This is a genomic window from Brevibacillus sp. HB2.2, assembly GCF_013284275.1.
Taxonomy (GTDB): Bacteria; Bacillota; Bacilli; order Brevibacillales; family Brevibacillaceae; genus Brevibacillus; species Brevibacillus brevis_D.
Genome location: NZ_JABSUV010000024.1, coordinates 67,487 through 84,193 on the forward strand (window position 1 = coordinate 67,487; position 16,707 = coordinate 84,193).

The 16,707-nt window shown below is 42.9% G+C and carries 14 protein-coding genes; 11 read left to right on the forward strand and 3 right to left on the reverse strand.

Going from position 1 to position 16,707, the window contains the following annotated elements:
- The first annotated feature begins 242 nt into the window (after window positions 1–242).
- The 6 genes from HP401_RS35615 to HP401_RS18060 all read left to right on the forward strand — a co-directional run bounded on the left by HP401_RS35615 (window position 243) and on the right by HP401_RS18060 (window position 7,048).
- A complete protein-coding gene (locus HP401_RS35615; protein WP_173605982.1) occupies window positions 243–1,493 on the forward strand; it encodes a M48 family metallopeptidase in 1,251 nt (416 codons plus the stop codon).
- A 241-nt stretch (window positions 1,494–1,734) separates the two neighbouring features.
- Window positions 1,735–2,661, forward strand: coding sequence for an ankyrin repeat domain-containing protein (locus HP401_RS18040; RefSeq protein ID WP_173605983.1), 927 nt, complete (start codon window positions 1,735–1,737; stop codon window positions 2,659–2,661).
- A gap of 334 nt (window positions 2,662–2,995) precedes the next feature.
- Window positions 2,996–3,856 carry an MBL fold metallo-hydrolase gene (locus tag HP401_RS18045; RefSeq protein ID WP_173605984.1) on the forward strand — a complete coding sequence of 287 codons (861 nt, stop codon included), beginning with the start codon at window positions 2,996–2,998 and terminating at the stop codon, window positions 3,854–3,856.
- 137 nt (window positions 3,857–3,993) lie between these two features.
- Window positions 3,994–4,149, forward strand: coding sequence for a cytochrome P450 (locus HP401_RS18050; protein WP_309145137.1), 156 nt, complete (start codon window positions 3,994–3,996; stop codon window positions 4,147–4,149).
- Window positions 4,150–4,409: 260 nt separating this feature from the next.
- Entirely contained in the window at window positions 4,410–4,976 is a 567-nt protein-coding gene (locus HP401_RS18055) for an SLOG family protein (RefSeq protein ID WP_173605986.1), read from the forward strand.
- A 593-nt stretch (window positions 4,977–5,569) separates the two neighbouring features.
- Window positions 5,570–7,048, forward strand: coding sequence for an FMN-binding glutamate synthase family protein (locus tag HP401_RS18060; RefSeq protein ID WP_173605987.1), 1,479 nt, complete (start codon window positions 5,570–5,572; stop codon window positions 7,046–7,048).
- A gap of 61 nt (window positions 7,049–7,109) precedes the next feature.
- On the opposite strand, the gene HP401_RS35720 is transcribed toward HP401_RS18060, so the two are convergent.
- Window positions 7,110–7,259, reverse strand: a complete 150-nt coding sequence (locus HP401_RS35720; protein WP_173605988.1) for a helix-turn-helix transcriptional regulator — start codon at window positions 7,257–7,259, stop codon at window positions 7,110–7,112.
- Window positions 7,260–7,361: 102 nt separating this feature from the next.
- Here HP401_RS35720 and HP401_RS35725 point away from each other — a divergent pair, with 102 nt between their 5' ends.
- Entirely contained in the window at window positions 7,362–7,520 is a 159-nt protein-coding gene (locus HP401_RS35725; protein WP_375140435.1) for an amidohydrolase family protein, read from the forward strand.
- Window positions 7,521–7,833: 313 nt separating this feature from the next.
- Here HP401_RS35725 and HP401_RS18075 read toward each other — a convergent pair whose 3' ends face one another.
- On the reverse strand, window positions 7,834–8,940 hold the full coding sequence (locus HP401_RS18075) for a toxic anion resistance protein (RefSeq protein ID WP_173605990.1): 1,107 nt from the start codon (window positions 8,938–8,940) through the stop codon (window positions 7,834–7,836).
- 26 nt (window positions 8,941–8,966) lie between these two features.
- Window positions 8,967–9,626 carry a UPF0016 family protein gene (locus HP401_RS18080; RefSeq protein ID WP_254457109.1) on the reverse strand — a complete coding sequence of 220 codons (660 nt, stop codon included), beginning with the start codon at window positions 9,624–9,626 and terminating at the stop codon, window positions 8,967–8,969.
- 257 nt (window positions 9,627–9,883) lie between these two features.
- Between HP401_RS18080 and HP401_RS18085 the strand changes: the two genes are divergently transcribed.
- From HP401_RS18085 to ppsA, 4 genes are all read left to right on the forward strand, one after another.
- Window positions 9,884–10,672: a VWA domain-containing protein gene (locus tag HP401_RS18085; protein ID WP_173605991.1), complete on the forward strand. Its 789-nt coding sequence runs from the start codon at window positions 9,884–9,886 to the stop codon at window positions 10,670–10,672.
- 259 nt (window positions 10,673–10,931) lie between these two features.
- Complete coding sequence (locus HP401_RS18090; protein WP_173605992.1) at window positions 10,932–11,534, forward strand: DJ-1/PfpI family protein; 603 nt, start codon at window positions 10,932–10,934, stop codon at window positions 11,532–11,534.
- Between the two features lie 586 nt (window positions 11,535–12,120).
- The gene (locus tag HP401_RS18095) at window positions 12,121–12,261 is read left to right on the forward strand and encodes a hypothetical protein (RefSeq protein WP_173605993.1); all 141 of its coding nucleotides are present in this window, start codon (window positions 12,121–12,123) and stop codon (window positions 12,259–12,261) included.
- Window positions 12,262–12,578: 317 nt separating this feature from the next.
- Complete coding sequence (gene ppsA, locus HP401_RS18100; protein ID WP_173605994.1) at window positions 12,579–15,197, forward strand: phosphoenolpyruvate synthase; 2,619 nt, start codon at window positions 12,579–12,581, stop codon at window positions 15,195–15,197.
- The last annotated feature ends 1,510 nt before the right edge of the window (window positions 15,198–16,707 follow it).

A 16,707-nucleotide genomic window follows, 5' to 3' on the forward strand; every position in this document is an offset into this window, starting at 1 on the left:
GTTCTGAACTGCCCGTTTGCGTAATGACTCAAGTTAGTCTAAAGCATTATTTTCTAGTCTACATAGTTTCCCAACAATCACAAAATACCTTATTCCAATTGCCAGATGGATTATATCCGGAAAAAATGCCCAATCAAATCCAAATTATTCCCAAACCGTCTTATCAGGAACAGTTACTCGTGGTAGAATGCTGTCAGACAGCGCCTTGTGGACGAAACAGGCGCAGAGGGGAGAATGATTACGTGAAACCTTGTCCTTCTTGTGGAGCACAAATCGAGGCAAACGAAGGATATCCGTTTTGGTGTGAACATTGTGATTGGAATCTAACCGTCCCATTGAAAGAGCGCCAAAGTAACGCTTGGGAGCGCCTTGAGAGAAAAATGCGTGATACATACGGCCAAGCCTTGTTCAAAGAGCTACAGGGTGACACCGAGCTCGTAACCAAACAGGGGGTGAGCGAGAGAGTGGCATCTGCGTACTCACTCGTCGTTATCGGATGTTCCGTTGCAGGCTTTCTCTTTTCTTTGTACGGACTTTTCGCCTGGTATCGCAGCCCTTTTATCTTCATAAGCTGTCTGCTAATCCTCCTGTTCGCATGGTTGTCGCGGCCTCGACCCCATCCGTTTCCGAAAATGGCCATTCTTTTGAATGCGGATGAACACCCAACCACCATGAAGATATTTGAAATCGTGGCGCAAAAGATGGGGGTCAGAAAAGGAATACAATTCGCGCTCTCTCCTTACTATGAGGCGTACACCACTGAATATGGATGGCGCAGAGCGAGGGTAGTTGTCATCGGTTATCCACTATTGTTTGCGTGCACATCGGGAGAGTTGACCGCACTGCTTGCCCATGAGCTGGCTCATTGCCGAAACAATGACATTAGGCGGAGCGCTCTGGTATCGCATGCACAGCGTATTCTTCTCAATTGGTGCGATTTGCTTGACCCAATCAAAGACGACGATGATGAATACCATTTTTCATTCATCGCCACGCTCAGCAGAGGGATCATGCGGCTTCTACTTTGGATTCCCTATCATTTGCTGGCTGTTCTCATTCATCTTTATTGGAATCAGAGTCAACGTGCTGAATATGAGGCGGATCGTATGGCGGCTCAGCTTGCAGGCAGTCAGCATCTTATTTCCCTGTTGCAGATCATCCACATGAACGATGTGGTGGAGCCACTGATCGCGAGACATTCCTTGCAGAAGCAAAGTATGACACTGGGTCAGCACTTACGTGAGGCTTTTTCAAAGCTGCCTGGAAAGGAAAAAATGCGCATAGTTCGCATCCTGGAAAGAAGTCAACAAAGCATGGACACGACACACCCTGCGACTAATATGCGGATCGCCATGCTATTGCATAATGATACCCCTCCTGCTTTTCAGATATCGGATTGGGAATACAACCAGATATGCCAGGAAATGACCGACCAGCTACAGGAAAAAATGGAGCATCGAATCATAGATGACTATCGCGCCAAGCTCGCTTAATTAGCTTTCTTTACTCGTGCATACAGCCTTTTCATGCTAATTTGTCGGACGTAAGGCTTCTCTATTATTACTGTCCTAATTGATTCTCCTTATGGTTGTAATGTGATTGTTGGTTGTTCGGGTGCACAACGCTGAACGGACAAAAAGGCCTTGCCTGGGAGCTCTTCTCTCTCAAGTGGGGCCTTTTCTCATAATGGTTATGGTATAATCTACCTGCTACATTATCGGGAGGTCATACAGCATGTCAATTAAATTGAAACGAAGCTTGCTTTTAGGATTAGTTGTAGTAATTTGCTTATCCATTTGGGTGATTGTTTTACAGAGCATGACTGGGAGTAAGTCGTTATCATCAAATTCAAACGCTCAGGACCAAAAAACCGCAGCGGATAAAGCACCTAATCTGAAAAAGGAAAGCCATCCAAACCTTGACGTTCGAAATCAAGACGGAACGCCAAGCTTACGTAAAGCTAAAGATGAAGTATCTAATCAAGTGGCAAAGTCCGGAAAAGATAAATCTAATCAACCTGAAGTATCGATGAATCTCGATTATGATCAAATAATAAGACTTACAAAGGGTGATAAGATAGTTGCTATCGCAGATGATCAGCTGGCTTCAGAAGAAGCAAGGCAGGCTAGGCAAGAAATAGCCGATTCTTGGAGTCGATTTGACGCCTTAACTTTTAATGTTTCAGCTCTGGATAATAAGATAGACAAGGTGAAGTTATATTTGAAAGCTGGAATGGACCCAAATGCATACATAGAAGGGGAGGTAGGAAGGAAGAGTCGTCCCATTCATGCCGCAGCTAGTAATGGCCATTTGGAAATGGCTAAACTCCTCCTTGAACATGGAGCAAATCCAAATCACCTGGAAGGAAAATACTCAGTGATCACTTTGGCAATTGACAACTATGACATGTTGGTCGAGTTACTAAAGTATGGTGCTGAGCCTGATTTAAATTATCAGAACTATCGATCACCACTAATGCATGCAGTACAGGATGATAGAGTAGACATCGCGAAGTTGTTATTGGATCATGGAGCAAATCCCAATCTTTCGACTCCTTACCACCCCGATTATCCAAACACTTTTATGACTCCGTTGGAGGAAGCTAGAAGAAGGGCAGATCCAGAAATGATTGCCTTGCTTGAGGCATATGTCCGCAACTAGAACTTGCGTTAATTATAAAGCCGAATTACCCCACGGTAATTAGGCTTTATTGCTTATTTCAACTTAGAGTTAGAAATTGAATTTCTCCTAGGATACCCCTCTTAGTTAGGTTTACGTCTGTCTTTCCACTCGTCAACTTCTCTTGGATTCGTGATTCGCATAAACGTGAGACAACTAACATACGGGAATTCTCGGAGTATGTACAAAAACGCCTGGTAACACGGGCGTTTTTGTTTGAGCGAGGGGGAAGTGTTGTGTGATAACATGGAAAATATTACTCTACTATCCTGTAGAGAGAACATTACATCGGCGTATATGGAAAGGGGAGAAGGAAATGTCCACGATCGAACAGATTACCGAGCATATCTTGATTATGCATGCAAGCCATGACACGGATCGCCCCATCCTAGCAGCCATTACAGGGGAAAGAAAAACTCTCTTGATTGATGCTGGAAATTCACCGGCGCATGCCGCGTTATTTCGTCAGGAGTTGCAAAGGCTAGGCGTTCGCCTTCCAGATCTGCTCGTACTGACTCATTGGCACTGGGATCATACATTCGGAATGTCAGAATGGGATCTACCTACCATCGCGCAGGCAAAAACCGCACATTCATTGAGCAAGCTGATGGGGCTGAATTGGTCGGATGAAGTCATGGAACAGCTCTGTACGGAGAAGATCATCAATGCCAGCACGATGGCGAACATCAAAAAAGAGTACGGTAAGAACCGGGACTTGATCCGAATCGTCGAGCCGGATATCCTATTCGATGAATCGATTACGATCGACCTTGGTGGCGTGACATGTCAGGTGAACCTTGTCGGAGGGGATCATTCAGAAGATTCGTGCTATGTGTACGTAAAAGAGGATCAAACTCTGTTCTTGGGAGATGCCTTGGGTCCCTCTGTTTATGGCGGACCGCGTAGTTATACAGCCTCCCGTTTTCTGCGCGTGTTGAAACAAGCGTACCAGTCTGAAGCAATCCTTTTCGTGGAATCGCACGGCCGGCCATTGGATCGAGCTGCCTTTCAAAAGGAACTCCGTGATTGGGAGCAGCTAGCTCTGCTCACAGAGCAATACGGACAAAACAGAGAACAGATCGTAAGCGCGATGTGTACCTTCCTTCAGGTGTCAGAGCTTCCTCATGAATTTTCAGAAGCTCTCGAATGGTTCATGGTAGGAGCTTCCTACCAATGATTCGATTCATCGAGCTTATCGCGGCAACCATTCGGTGAGTTTGCCATTCAGAAAGGTCTAGTCAACTAGTACTTTTTATCAGATCGGCTCGTATCCACTTTGAAGCGCACCTCTTAAAGTAGACATTGGAAAAACCTGTGCTGCGGTATCGTTCACCTGCTCAAGTATTAAGACGTATCGTCACCCAAGAAACAGAAATCGGTGGTCAAAGGTTACAAAAAGGTGAGGTTGTAGTACCTTGGCTCGGATCAGCCAATCGAGATGAGAAGAAGTCCACAAGGCTTTACGGTTGATCCCATTGAGGATAGTGCCGTATATGGTTTAAGAAGTTTCCCCGTAATCGTTCGTGGATAAAGAATTAGGTTCATTCATTTAATGGAAGGGGGCCAGATGGTCCCTTTTATTATTCAAAGACCAAATCCCACATCAGATTCATCTATTGTATCGATCCTATAAATGGAATTTGGTATATCAGGAACAGTCAGATCTTGTTATAATGGATGTTCAAATTTTAATTGGATGATAAAAAGGATCAGCGACATGAGGTGGTATCATGTTAAAACGGTTATTTGTTTCAGGATACAAGGCTCACGAGCTTGGAATATTTAATGAAAAAAATCCGGGATTAGCAATTATAAAGAAAGCACTGAAGCGGGAGCTCGTCAGATTCCTTGAGGAAGAGTTGGAATGGGTCATCATATCAGGTCAACTTGGGGTAGAAATGTGGGCAGCCGAAACTGTTCTGGAATTAAAGAAGGAGTATCCACATCTAAAACTGGCGGTAATTACTCCATTTTTGAATCAAGAGGAAAAGTGGAAAGAAGAGACACAGGATTACTACCGAAATATTGTGACGCAAGCCGATTATATCAATAGTGTCTATCAAACACCTTACCAAGGAGCTTGGCAGTTTGGAGAGAAAGACAAATTTTTGCTATCGAATTCAGATGGGATCTTGTTAGTTTACGATGAAGAAAACGAAGGCTCCCCGAAATTTTTAAGTAAGCTTGCCGCAAAAAAAGCGGATAATAGCGATTATCAGTTGTTTCGAATTAACGCATATGACTTACAGGCCATTGCAGAGGAACAGCAGCAAGAATTATACAATGACTCCTTCTAATCAAACAGAGACAAACCTAGGTTATTTTTTTCGCACCGCGCACAGCTCTCTGCGCGTGGTGTTTCGCTGCATGACAGCGGTCGGTCGACCACATTAGTCCCAAACTTCCTCTCCCATTTAGGACATTAGAGTTTGTACTAGAATTGGCAGATTCCGGATTTCGAAATCGAAAAATACAGAGAAGAACTATACAGCATTCATCTGAATATTGAACGGCAGTGTTACTTCGAGGTGACTCAGCACCAGTTTTACTTGCTGGCCAAAGCGTTGTCTTCGATCATTCAAATTTTAATCAAATGGATTTCTAGGAGCTTGTCGCACCGCGACAGCTCCTTTTGCATTTTTCGCCGATAGCCTCGCACCGGAGCATCTGTTTGTCTCAGGATGTACTGTTCAACGACGTTTTTGTGAGAATAAACTTGTCTAACTGGCTTATACTACAACCAGGAAAAAAAAGAATACGATACTGCGGTAAGCCAAACGATGGTAAAACACAAAATTCTTGAAAATCCGGCCACTATCGCTAACCTGCGCATGGATCATTCTTATCTGCATGTGCGCTATTGCTAACGGTATCGAAGGGGAGAAGTATAATGGGAAGTAAATGGATGTCTTTTGACATCGGATCATTTACGGGTACAATGACAGCCATTCTATTTTCAGGAATTCTAGCGCTTATGTTTTCCAGGTCGTTGCTGCAATGGATCATTGGCCGGTTCACGAAGCGGCTCATGAATGAACGGTATCCCGAAAACATTTGGGAAATGGTAACGGCTTTGACTCGCCTGCCACCAAGAATTTTGATTGAAAATAGCTTGCGAGCTTCAGAAGGGGCTGTCATTGAAAGACCGTTTGGGAGTCCGCGTAAATTTCTTACTTACGACGGACTTATCTTTTCACCGGCACAACTGGCTACGTTAGTCACCCCTGAAGATGTAGATATAGATATGCGGATTACCATCGGACCTCAGGCAAAAAAACCTTTGTCGCTGGAAATACCCATTATGGCAGGGGGAATGGGATATGGAATTGGTGTGTCAGAGAAAACAAAGATAGCGATCGCAAAAGGAACAGCTGCAGTCGGCACATTAACAAATACGGGTGAAGGGGGGTTTTTACCCGAAGAGAGACAAAACGCCAAACATCTAATTATTCAATACCACAGCGGTAAGTGGTCAAAAGAGCCAGAAATTCTCAAACAGGCCGATGCAATCGAAATCCATATCGGGCAAGGAGCTATTGCTGGTGCGGGGAGTTTTATCCCTTCCGAGTACGTTCAGGGAAGAGCCAGAAAAATCTTGAAAGTGGAGAATGATGATTATGTCGTGATTCCTTCCAGGCATAAGGATATCAATAAACCGCAAGATCTTCGTAAAGTAGTTGATCATCTGCGCGCCCTTACTGGTGGAATCCCCATTGGAGTTAAAATATGTGCAAGCGCAAAGATTGAAGCCGATTTAGAAGTCGCGATTTTTGCAGGGGTTGATTTTGTGAGCATCGATGGCGGACAGGCAGGATCTAAGGGCGGACCTCCCATCCTGGAGGACGATTTTGGAATTCCCACCATTTATGCCGTTTCACGTGCCGTACATTACTTACAAAAACGCGGGGTGAAGGAAAAAATAACCTTGTTAAGCGGAGGAGGATACTTCACGCCATCTGATTGCTTGAAAGCATTTGCGTTGGGTGTTGATGGTGTCTATATGGGGACGGCACTCCTTTGGGCGATGACGCATGATCAGGTTACAAAAGCAATTCCTTGGGAACCTCCTACTCAACTTGTTTTTTATCCAGGAAGTTTAACTGCTCAATTTGATGAGCAAGAAGCAGCAAAGTATTTAGAGAACTTTCTTACGTCTTTTGTGGAGGAAATGAAAGTCGCGATTCTTGCATTGGGAAAAACATCTGTTCATCAAGTTGGCGTAGATGATCTTGCAGCTCTTGATGAATTGACGAGCAAGGTAACAAAAGTTCCTCTTGCCTATGAACCGTATATCCTGTCCAAAGAGTTTATGGACTCGCTATTGGTTCCGAGCGAGGATGACACTGATCAATTGAGGCCTATGCTGTGAGTGCGAATGCATTCACAGCTTTTTTAGTGTAGATCCCCTGCCGTATGCGCTTATCATCGCGTCATAAAAAGATGAAACTACCAGTTAATCTTAAGCTCGTTCTGTTCGTTACTTCCATTTTCTTATAAATATTTTCCAAGTGCCTTTTGACCGTATTCAGACTGATGTGTAATTCGCCCGAAATCTGCTTGTTTGTAGATCCTTGCTGCACAAGCTCGTAAACTTCCCACTCTTTCGGGGTCAGGAGAGCAAGCTTGTTACTGTCATGCGATGCAATTCGGCTGAACTGTTTACGATCAATGGCGCACGGTCGATGTATTTGGATAACGTAACCGGGTCAATCCAGGTCGGGAAATCAGCCGATATGATTGTTCTCGACCGTAACCCGTTATCGATACCGCCAACCGACATTCGAAACACAAAAGTCCTGTGTACAATTTTGGAGGGTAAAACCGTTTATGAGATTGTATGAGTCCGATCATCGCTTTGTTAAGCTTAACGTGGGGCCGATTCTTTAAGCGTTCAACTAATCACGCTCTCGGTGCGATTCCGCAGGAGGAGCGGGTGGTGCACCATGGGAAGATTGTCACTGCGTAGAATAATGTTCAGTGAAAAAGCTTCATCAGGTGTCGGAGAGCGGGGAATACATCTTCGAGCGATTCGTAGAATATTCGTTTAACACTGCTTATCTGGCAGCGTCATCTCCCGAGGAGCGGTAGGTCGCTAAGGAAAGACAAGAAAAAGAGGAAACCAAGTAAAGATCACTTGGTTTCCTCTTTTTTTATTTACTGTAGAAGTGAGGTTTGCTGATTGGCTGGTGCAGAAAGTTGATTTGCATCTACCATACCGAGCTTTACTCTCATGTCTGCGTTTAGCTTATCCATCTCTTGGATGAAGTTTTTGCTAGAATCGATAATTCTTCGATTTGAATCTTCGGTAATTTGGATTGCGCTATACACATCATTAAATGCCTGCTGCAGTTTATTGATTGCGATACTTGGTTGCTCCAGCATCGAGGTGATTTCTTGTGTATTCTGTTTTAAGCTTTGAGCATTGGCTACCAGCATATCCTCAATGGCCTGATTGGTATTTTGTACAGCTTCGATTACCTTCTTCTGATTATTCAAGGCCAACTGAATGGCAGCGGACACTGTGACAACGTTTTGCGTCATCGTAATCGCATTAAAGACAGCTTCATCCAACTTTTCATTATTGTCCGCAATAACATCAACAGAAGCGATAGATTGTTGTAAAATGTTGATCATTTGACTCATATTTTTTACTCTTGTTACGACTTTGACCATTGCTTTTTCAAATTCGGGTTTGCGAAGTTGATTTTCAGGCTTATTGCTTTCCACTTCAAGCATCTCAAGCAACTTGTTACCGAAGTAAATCCGTTTCTCTAATTCATAAATATTTTCACCGGATTTTTTCTTAATGTATTTCAAGTTAATGACATCTTCTTTTAACTTGTCACTGCCATTAAGCAAGGAGGCAATGATGTTATCAATTTGCGTACGAACGGATTCATATTTTCGAATATATTGGGAAATAGGGTTTTTCCCTAAGATTCTGTTGAAGAGATTGCTGATCCCACCGCTTTGAAAGATTTTATTCGGATTCAATTCTTCTGTGCAAGAACGAAGCTTTAAGAGTGTATTGGGAATATCATTGTTTTTCCCTTCCATCAGATCTTTCACAGGTCGTTTTAGAATTTCGAGAGATTCAGCGGCATTTCGTTGGGTGCTTTCGCCCAAATTACCCAGCTGCTCCAAAATTGAATCCATCTGGCTTTGATTATCCGTTTGCAGCTGGCGCACCACATTTTCTGCTTCAGATTGGATCTTGATGATGTCTTCTTGTTTAACTAATTGGATAGCCTGTGTCGTCATTGCTATAACACGCTCCTTAAAAGTGATTAGTAAATTTCTTTGGCATTATATTTTTCGGTGATAAGAGTAAGCTTTCTCTCCAACTCATAGATGTCGTGTTGTTCAATAGATGTAGAGATCACTTTCAGCTTTAGGTTGATGTCACGGAGACCATCTAATAATTTTCGTCTATTCTTCAGCTTGTTTTCAACACTCAGCCTCAAGAAGGGGTTGATGACACTATTCAAGTCTTTCATGACGAGCATTTTAATATCATGCTTCGTTTGTGCACTACCGAGCGTTTCTATGTAGGGGAGGAGAGTATCGATCTTAGAACAAAGGTTTATTGTCTTTTCGGATATTTCATCATCGAGGTTGCGCTTTTCATTTTCGTTAATCACAATTTCCTTAATAACTTGTAGATACTCTCGTATTTCTGATGAATAGGTAGATTCCAGTTCCTTTTTCGTTTGTTCACTCCCCGTTTCAGTAGAAGTAATTCTCTGGTCGGGTTCTGGTACCGTAATTCCACTGAATCGCTGTTCTTTCTTTTCACCTAAGACAAACCCTATGGCTGCTGCTAGCAACGGTATGGCTAACATGATAAAAGTTGGAACTATTGTGGATGCAAGTAAAGCAAAGAAGTATCCCGTTATAGCACCAAGGAATGCATATCTTTTTCTGTATCTAACTCTTTTTTTCATCATTTATCCTCTCTTTCTTACTTGTTTGTCGGAAACCTTGTACCCCATATATAACATGACAAAAAAATATGTAAAGATGTCTATTTCGACTTTCGACAAAAAATTCTCAAATAAGAGAGCCATTAATAGGGGAGGAACAATGGGTTGTGTTCCCTATATATACTTGATTTTAGCATTTTATGGTACAATTTGTTTAATAGATTCTACATATTTCTATGGACCAACCAAAAGTGTGTACATAATTAAAGGAAGTGATCTTGGTGTCTATTGATTTGAAAAAGAAAGCAGAAGAGAACTTTATTAGTCTGAAGAAAAAGGCTGATGAAGCCATTTCTAAAGTCGGTTTGAATGGTCAAACAGCTCGGGTCGCATTAGCTATTGATATTTCTGGTTCGATGCATACTCTATACAAAAATGGAGTAGTCCAACGAGCTGTTGAGCGTTTGCTTGCGCTTGGTGTGAAGTTTGATGATAATCGCTCCATTGACATCTTTCTATTTGGCAAAAATGATTACGAAGTAGGAGAACTGTCTGAAAGGGATTTCTTCAACTACGTAAATGATCACATTGTCAAGAAATATCAACTTGAGGGTTATACAAATTACGCGGGGGTAATGAAACGCATCACGAAAAAGTATTACCCACAAGCTTTTGAGGGTTCCTCTACCGGTGGAGGGTTCTTCGGAAAGCTATTTGGTGGGCAAAAGTTTTCAATTGACCAGAATGCGTATCAAGCGCATTACCAGAATAGTGAACCAGTATACGTTTACTTTCTTACAGACGGGGATAATGGCGATAAGGATGAAACGGAATTAGTAATTCGTGAAGCATCTAAATTGGGCATCTTTTGGCAATTCGTTGGGATCGGAAATGAAAAATTCCAATTTTTGAGTAAGCTCGATAACCTTCAGGGACGTTATATCGATAACGCAAACTTCTTCACTTGCACCGATCTTGATCGGATCTCAGACGAGGAGTTGTTCAAACGTTCTCTTGCTGAGTTCCCATCGTATCTCACGAAAGCTCGTTCCAAAGGCTTAATTAAATAGGAACAAATCGAAACCAGCTCAAATTTAAATTTGGCTGGTTTTTTTGTTCATACACGCCCCGTTACTGAGAGTTATATGCCCCCTGGAATCGATCAACAAAACTTCACATAATAGCCACATCAATAGCTCTTGTGAGTCATTCTACCTTCCTTGGCCGCTCTATATAATTTGGGCATAGAAAAGTTCCTTACTTGCATTTGCAGATGATGGTTTGCCGCAAATCCATGCTAAAGCATGAACGGTGATAGGAGGAGTATTTATGCAACCTTGGAAGATCGGTATCTTGTTGTTTGACGACGTTGAAGTGCTTGACTTTGCGGGTCCGTTTGAAGTGTTTTCCGTGACGGCGCTGAATCGCGGTCAAACGAATGAATGTAAGCCTTTCCAAGTAACCACGATTTCGGAATCAGGTCATTTTATCACAGCGAGAAATGGTTTAAAGGTGATTCCCGACTATAGCATACATACCGCTCCTGCGTATGATTTGCTAGTTATTCCGGGAGGGGCAGGAACCAGGCGTGAGATCCACAACAAAGTATTGCTCGATTGGATCCGTAAGCACTCTCAAGAGGTTCAATGGATGACATCCGTTTGTACAGGTGCTTTGCTACTTGCCGAGGCCGGATTGCTCGATGGTAAACGTGCGACAACGCATTGGGCAAGCCTGGATAGCATGAGAAGCGAATACCCCAAAGTAACTGTCGTCGAAGGTGTCAAATTTGTCGATGAGGATCGGATCGTCACATCCGGAGGCATTTCTGCAGGCATCCATATGGCCTTTCATATGGTAAGTCGATTGCTCGGAACGAAAGTAGCAGCAGATACGGCAAAATTCATGGAATACGATATTCACTTTGACTAGCATGGAGCTAGTCCTTCCATCCAAAAAGCTGAATGAAGGTAGGAATGCAAATGAAAATCAGGATTACGTTTGCGCTGACCTCGTTTTCATGCGAATTTGAAAGACGCTCTGGTTACCAGTCAATTTCTGCTCGCTTCGCCAGTTATGAAAATTGATCAGACATTTGGAATATCTCGCCAAGCTGGTATATCCCGATGCATATGAAAAATAAATGACATCAGTCACACGGACATGAAAGACAAGCGGATGTCCGTGTGACTGAAATGCTGCTTCCACGTAACCCATTACAATTCAGAGCGCCAGTGGACATAATAAAAGATGACCCTGATGAAAAAAGGGTCATCTCCTGGCAACTTAACTCCGCGGTGTTTTGTTGAAACTGTCCACAATCCGGGCCAGTGTTCAGCGCAGCCGAACGGTAACAATAAAAAATAAATTGAACACAAATTGACACTATGATATAATCGATAGCGTCATTGACAAATCAAATGTGTATTATAGTAAATATTATCCCTATCTTAATTTTACATCTTGAACTTTGATTTGTCAATGCTCTTTTTTATCCCCAAAAAACGGAAAAAGGAGTGTGTTCAAGGCAGATGGAAGCGAAGGATTGACGGGAGGAACAGGAGCGGCTGGAACAGGTCTGGAACAAGCTGCTGACGTAGCAATGGAAAAGTATGAACCGTCTGCCCCCGTCTCCTTATTTCGGACGCTTCGACTTTAAGGAGGATGGTCTGGACTTCAGCGAGCAGATCTATATCGGCGTCTCGTTCTTCGTCGACGAAGACGGATGGAGCTTTCTGATTTAAGACTGCAAATTTTCGGCGCCACGATCATGGTTATTATGGACCGTCATCGTCTATATGCCGGCCTTATCTGCTGGGCCCAGTTGATTTAAAAAACCATCGCTCATAACGACACTTTCAACTGCTGCATCATCCCGTACAATCGTCGTGATAATCCCTCCATCGTTACAGCATCAACTGGCTAATTACCGCACCGGTAAACTCTTGTCAAATGAATGGTTAGGGGAGATATTGAATGAGTACTTTCGTTCGCGGCTTTCAGGAAATGGAAAAAACGCAGCTTTTACTCGTTGGCGCAAAAGGGTTGAATTTAGGGAAATTATCAAAAATTGAAGGAATACAAGTACCCGAGGGATATTGTGTTACAACCGCGGGGTATCAAAAAGCCATCGAACAAAACGAAGCATATCATGCTTTATTGGATCGCCTAACCATGCTAAAAGTAGATGATCGAGACCAAATTGGAGAAATCAGCAGGAAGATCCGGCAGCTTATTTTGGAAGTAGAAATTCCTTCCGATGTAGTAGAAGCTGTTACTCGCTATCTCTCCCGGTTTGGCGAGGAACATGCGTATGCTGTGCGCTCCAGCGCGACTGCTGAAGATTTGCCGCATGCCTCTTTTGCCGGTCAACAAGACACCTATTTAAACATCATCGGCATCGATGCAATCTTGCAGCATATCAGCAAATGTTGGGCTTCCTTATTTACGGATCGCGCGGTCATCTACCGCATGCAAAATGGATTTGACCACAGTCAAGTATATTTATCCGTTATTGTTCAAAGGATGGTCTTCCCACAGGCTTCAGGGATTTTGTTTACCGCTCATCCAATGACAGGAAACCGAAAGCTGCTTTCAATCGATGCCAGTTTTGGACTCGGAGAAGCGCTGGTCTCCGGCTTGGTTTCTGCTGATGTTTATCATGTGCAGAATGAGCAAATCGTCGACAAGAGGATTGCAGCCAAGAAAATAGCAATCTATGGACGGCAAGAAGGCGGGACAGAGACCCGGCAGCTCAATCCTGAACAGCAAATGACGCAAGCCCTAACAGATCAACAAATTTTACAACTGGAACGCATCGGAAGACGGATTGAAGAACATTTTGGCTGCCCCCAAGACATCGAATGGTGCTTGGCTGATGATACCTTCTATATTGTCCAGAGCCGGCCGATCACCACTTTATATCCCATTCCTGAAGCGAATGACCAAGAAAATCACGTGTATGTATCTGTCGGCCATCAGCAAATGATGACGGATCCTTTTAAACCGCTTGGGATATCCATTTGGGTGTTAACAGGTGCCAGCCCCATGTTTAAAACGGCTGGCGGAAGGCTGTTTGTGGATATCACGAAGGGCTTGGCTTCGACAACTGGCAGGCAAAATCTATTGGGTGTTTTAGGACACTCCGATCCACTCATAAAAGACGCGCTTATTACCATCATAGAGCGGGGAGATTTTATAAAGTTGGACCCGAATGACCAGAGCGAACCGGGTCCCGTAAAAAGCCATATAGGTATGTCGGCTGCAGATATTCTGGAAGAAGCAGGAAACGATCCGGCAATTGTTGCTAATTTGATTAAGAGCAGTGAGACATCGTTATCAGCGTTAAAACAGAACCTTCGCACGAAATCAGGATTGGATGTATTTGCTTGTATCCTGGAAGATATGCAGCAACGGAGGCAGCGTGCGTCAGATCTGAAAAATTTGAATGTGATTATGGCCGCTATGCATGCTTCTGCATGGATCAATGAAAAAATGAATGACTGGTTAGGTGAAAAAAACGTAGCAGACACACTTTCCCTATCTGTACCTAACAACGTCACTTCTGAAATGGGTATGGAGCTACTGGATGTTGCAGATGTGATTCGTCCCTATCCGGAAATAATTGAGTATCTACAACAGGTAATGGATGATAATTTTTTGGATGAACTGGTTCAATTCGAAGGTGGGCAGCAGGTACGTGATGCTATTGCTGCTTATCTCGACAAATATGGAATGCGATGTGCCGGGGAGATCGATATTACAAGAACACGCTGGAGTGAAAAACCAAGTATACTGGTACCTATGATCCTCAGTAACATCAAAAACCTTGAGCCTGGTGCCAGCAAACGAAAATTTGAGCAAGGGCGACAGGAAGCTTTGAAAAAAGAACAGGACTTATTAGCCCGATTGAAACAATTACCGGGTGGTGAACAAAAAGCCGAAGAGACAAAACAAATAATTGACTTGATCCGGAATTTCCTCGGTTATCGTGAGTATCCGAAATACGACATTGTTAATCGCTACTTCATTTATAAACAGGCTTTACTAAAGGAAGCGGAACAACTCGTACAAGCCAACGTTCTTTATGAAAAAGAAGATATTTACTATCTCGCTTTTGAAGAACTTCAAGAAGTTGTTCGCACAAATAAATTAGATTACCAGATCATCAGCAAGCGGAAGGATGAGTATAAATCATATGAAAAACTAACCCCACCGCGTGTGATCACGTCTGATGGCGAAATAATTACGGGTCAGTATAAACGGGAAAATATCCCCGCCGCAGCCATTGTAGGCCTCGCTGTCTCTTCGGGCGTTGTAGAGGGGCGGGCACGTGTGATCCTGAATATGGTAGAGGCTGATCTGGAAGATGGCGATATTCTAGTCACCGCCTTTACCGACCCTAGCTGGACTCCATTGTTTTTATCCATAAAAGGCTTGGTTACGGAGGTGGGCGGACTGATGACCCATGGAGCCGTTATTGCACGTGAATATGGCTTGCCAGCCGTTGTAGGAGTGGAGAATGCGACCAAAAGGATAAAAGATGGCCAACGAATTCGGGTGCATGGAACAGAAGGGTATATCGAATTATTGTAATGGAATATGCACTCATGCAGGAGGCGTCATAATTGTGAAGCAAAACAGGTATAATCATGAGCATTTTTACTCGACTTATGAAAAATGCCTCGTTCAGTGAAAGATCTAGAAGGTGCAGGGGAGTGGCATGGGATTTTGGCCAAAATTGTCGGAAAGTCCGCAGGGGTCTAGATGCCATGTTGAACAAGCAAGCTGGTTAGAAAATGCAACGAAACGTTTGCTCGACAGCACGTACAGAAATGGATTAGACCAATTCCAACTCCAACTAAGACTAGGCTGTCGATCAATATCGGCAGCCTAGCTCTGTCTCTGGCCTTTGACGTAAACAACCCGACAGGAAAAATATAGTTTTATTCCATACGTTTGTGGTATTTATTCAATCATAGCGAAATTCCCAGCACTGTTATTTAACATATTTATCCATATACTTTGCCCCCCTGGTGACAGCGACGCTGGTACTACCCCTGTGTACGTGTACATGCGTTGGCAACCAAACATGGACTTAAGATGATGCGGGATCGCGCTAACAATATGTCCTGGAACCTAAACGACGAACGAAAAGATGGAGAAACGAGGGTCACGATTTTAAAGGAGACAATGTAAATGTCAACATTCCGTAAAGCGACCCGATCTTTGAAGTAGATGCGGAGGCGAGCAGCGGCGAAGAGGCGATTTTTCTTAGCGAACGGTGGATGCCTGATTTGATTCTAGTGGATATTCAAAAAGCTACATTTGGAAAGCAGAGTTCAACTTGCACGTTATGCCTTTGAGCAAAGCTGGATGAGCAGGTAGTAAGAGAGCAAAAATAAAGGTGCACGACGAATATGTATCTTCAGTTCATGAAATGGCTCTTTTATGAACTGAAATTGAAAAACGACAAATTGTTCCTTACTTTTGATTCAATCCATTCGATAGGTAGTTTATATGCATATAATCGGAGCTGCTTGAGAAATAAGCATAATTAAACATGTTATCAATCGAGTTAACTTTATTATATAGCACTAGCTGGAATACCTAATCACGCTTTGATTTAAACAAGTAACACTAAATGATCAAGTGTTTAGCATTTGGTGGTTATCTTTGCTATGTTTTTGGTCTGAAATACAATGTTGCCATGTTGATAATGTCAATTATGTAGCTTTGTTTTTGTTAACAGACACCATCGCTAATGTCCCACTTGCTTTTGTACTTTTTATAAGTTTACATAATATATATTATCGGACTCAAAATGAGATGCGTAATTTCTGAGAGGGGTACTCACCTGTTTATCAGTTTTATGTCACAAGCTCGTTCGTACAAGGATCTAATGAAAAGATCGTGCAAATACATGCATGTACCGAAACTTGCTTTTTTAAAAATCTAATTAGCAACCAGAAACTCTACCAGTATGTTCATCAGTTTCACCATAAGATATTAACAAGCAGTAACAAAATAAGACGAAACAAACATTTATCAACAATCTACATAAATCGCTTAAATTTCACGAAAATAAAAAAATTCACTTTAAATA

Excerpts from the sequence above, each read along its gene's own strand:
- HP401_RS18040 (WP_173605983.1), top strand. The coding sequence starts at position 1,735 with ATGTCAATTAAATTGAAACGAAGCTTGCTTTTAGGATTAGTTGTAGTA.
- HP401_RS18045 (WP_173605984.1), top strand. The coding sequence starts at position 2,996 with ATGTCCACGATCGAACAGATTACCGAGCATATCTTGATTATGCATGCA.
- HP401_RS18090 (WP_173605992.1), top strand. The coding sequence starts at position 10,932 with ATGCAACCTTGGAAGATCGGTATCTTGTTGTTTGACGACGTTGAAGTG.
- HP401_RS18060 (WP_173605987.1), top strand. The coding sequence starts at position 5,570 with ATGGGAAGTAAATGGATGTCTTTTGACATCGGATCATTTACGGGTACA.
- HP401_RS18055 (WP_173605986.1), top strand. The coding sequence starts at position 4,410 with ATGTTAAAACGGTTATTTGTTTCAGGATACAAGGCTCACGAGCTTGGA.
- HP401_RS35725 (WP_375140435.1), top strand. The coding sequence starts at position 7,362 with ATGTATTTGGATAACGTAACCGGGTCAATCCAGGTCGGGAAATCAGCC.
- HP401_RS18075 (WP_173605990.1), bottom strand. The coding sequence starts at position 8,940 with ATGACGACACAGGCTATCCAATTAGTTAAACAAGAAGACATCATCAAG.
- ppsA (WP_173605994.1), top strand. The coding sequence starts at position 12,579 with ATGAGTACTTTCGTTCGCGGCTTTCAGGAAATGGAAAAAACGCAGCTT.
- HP401_RS18080 (WP_254457109.1), bottom strand. The coding sequence starts at position 9,626 with ATGATGAAAAAAAGAGTTAGATACAGAAAAAGATATGCATTCCTTGGT.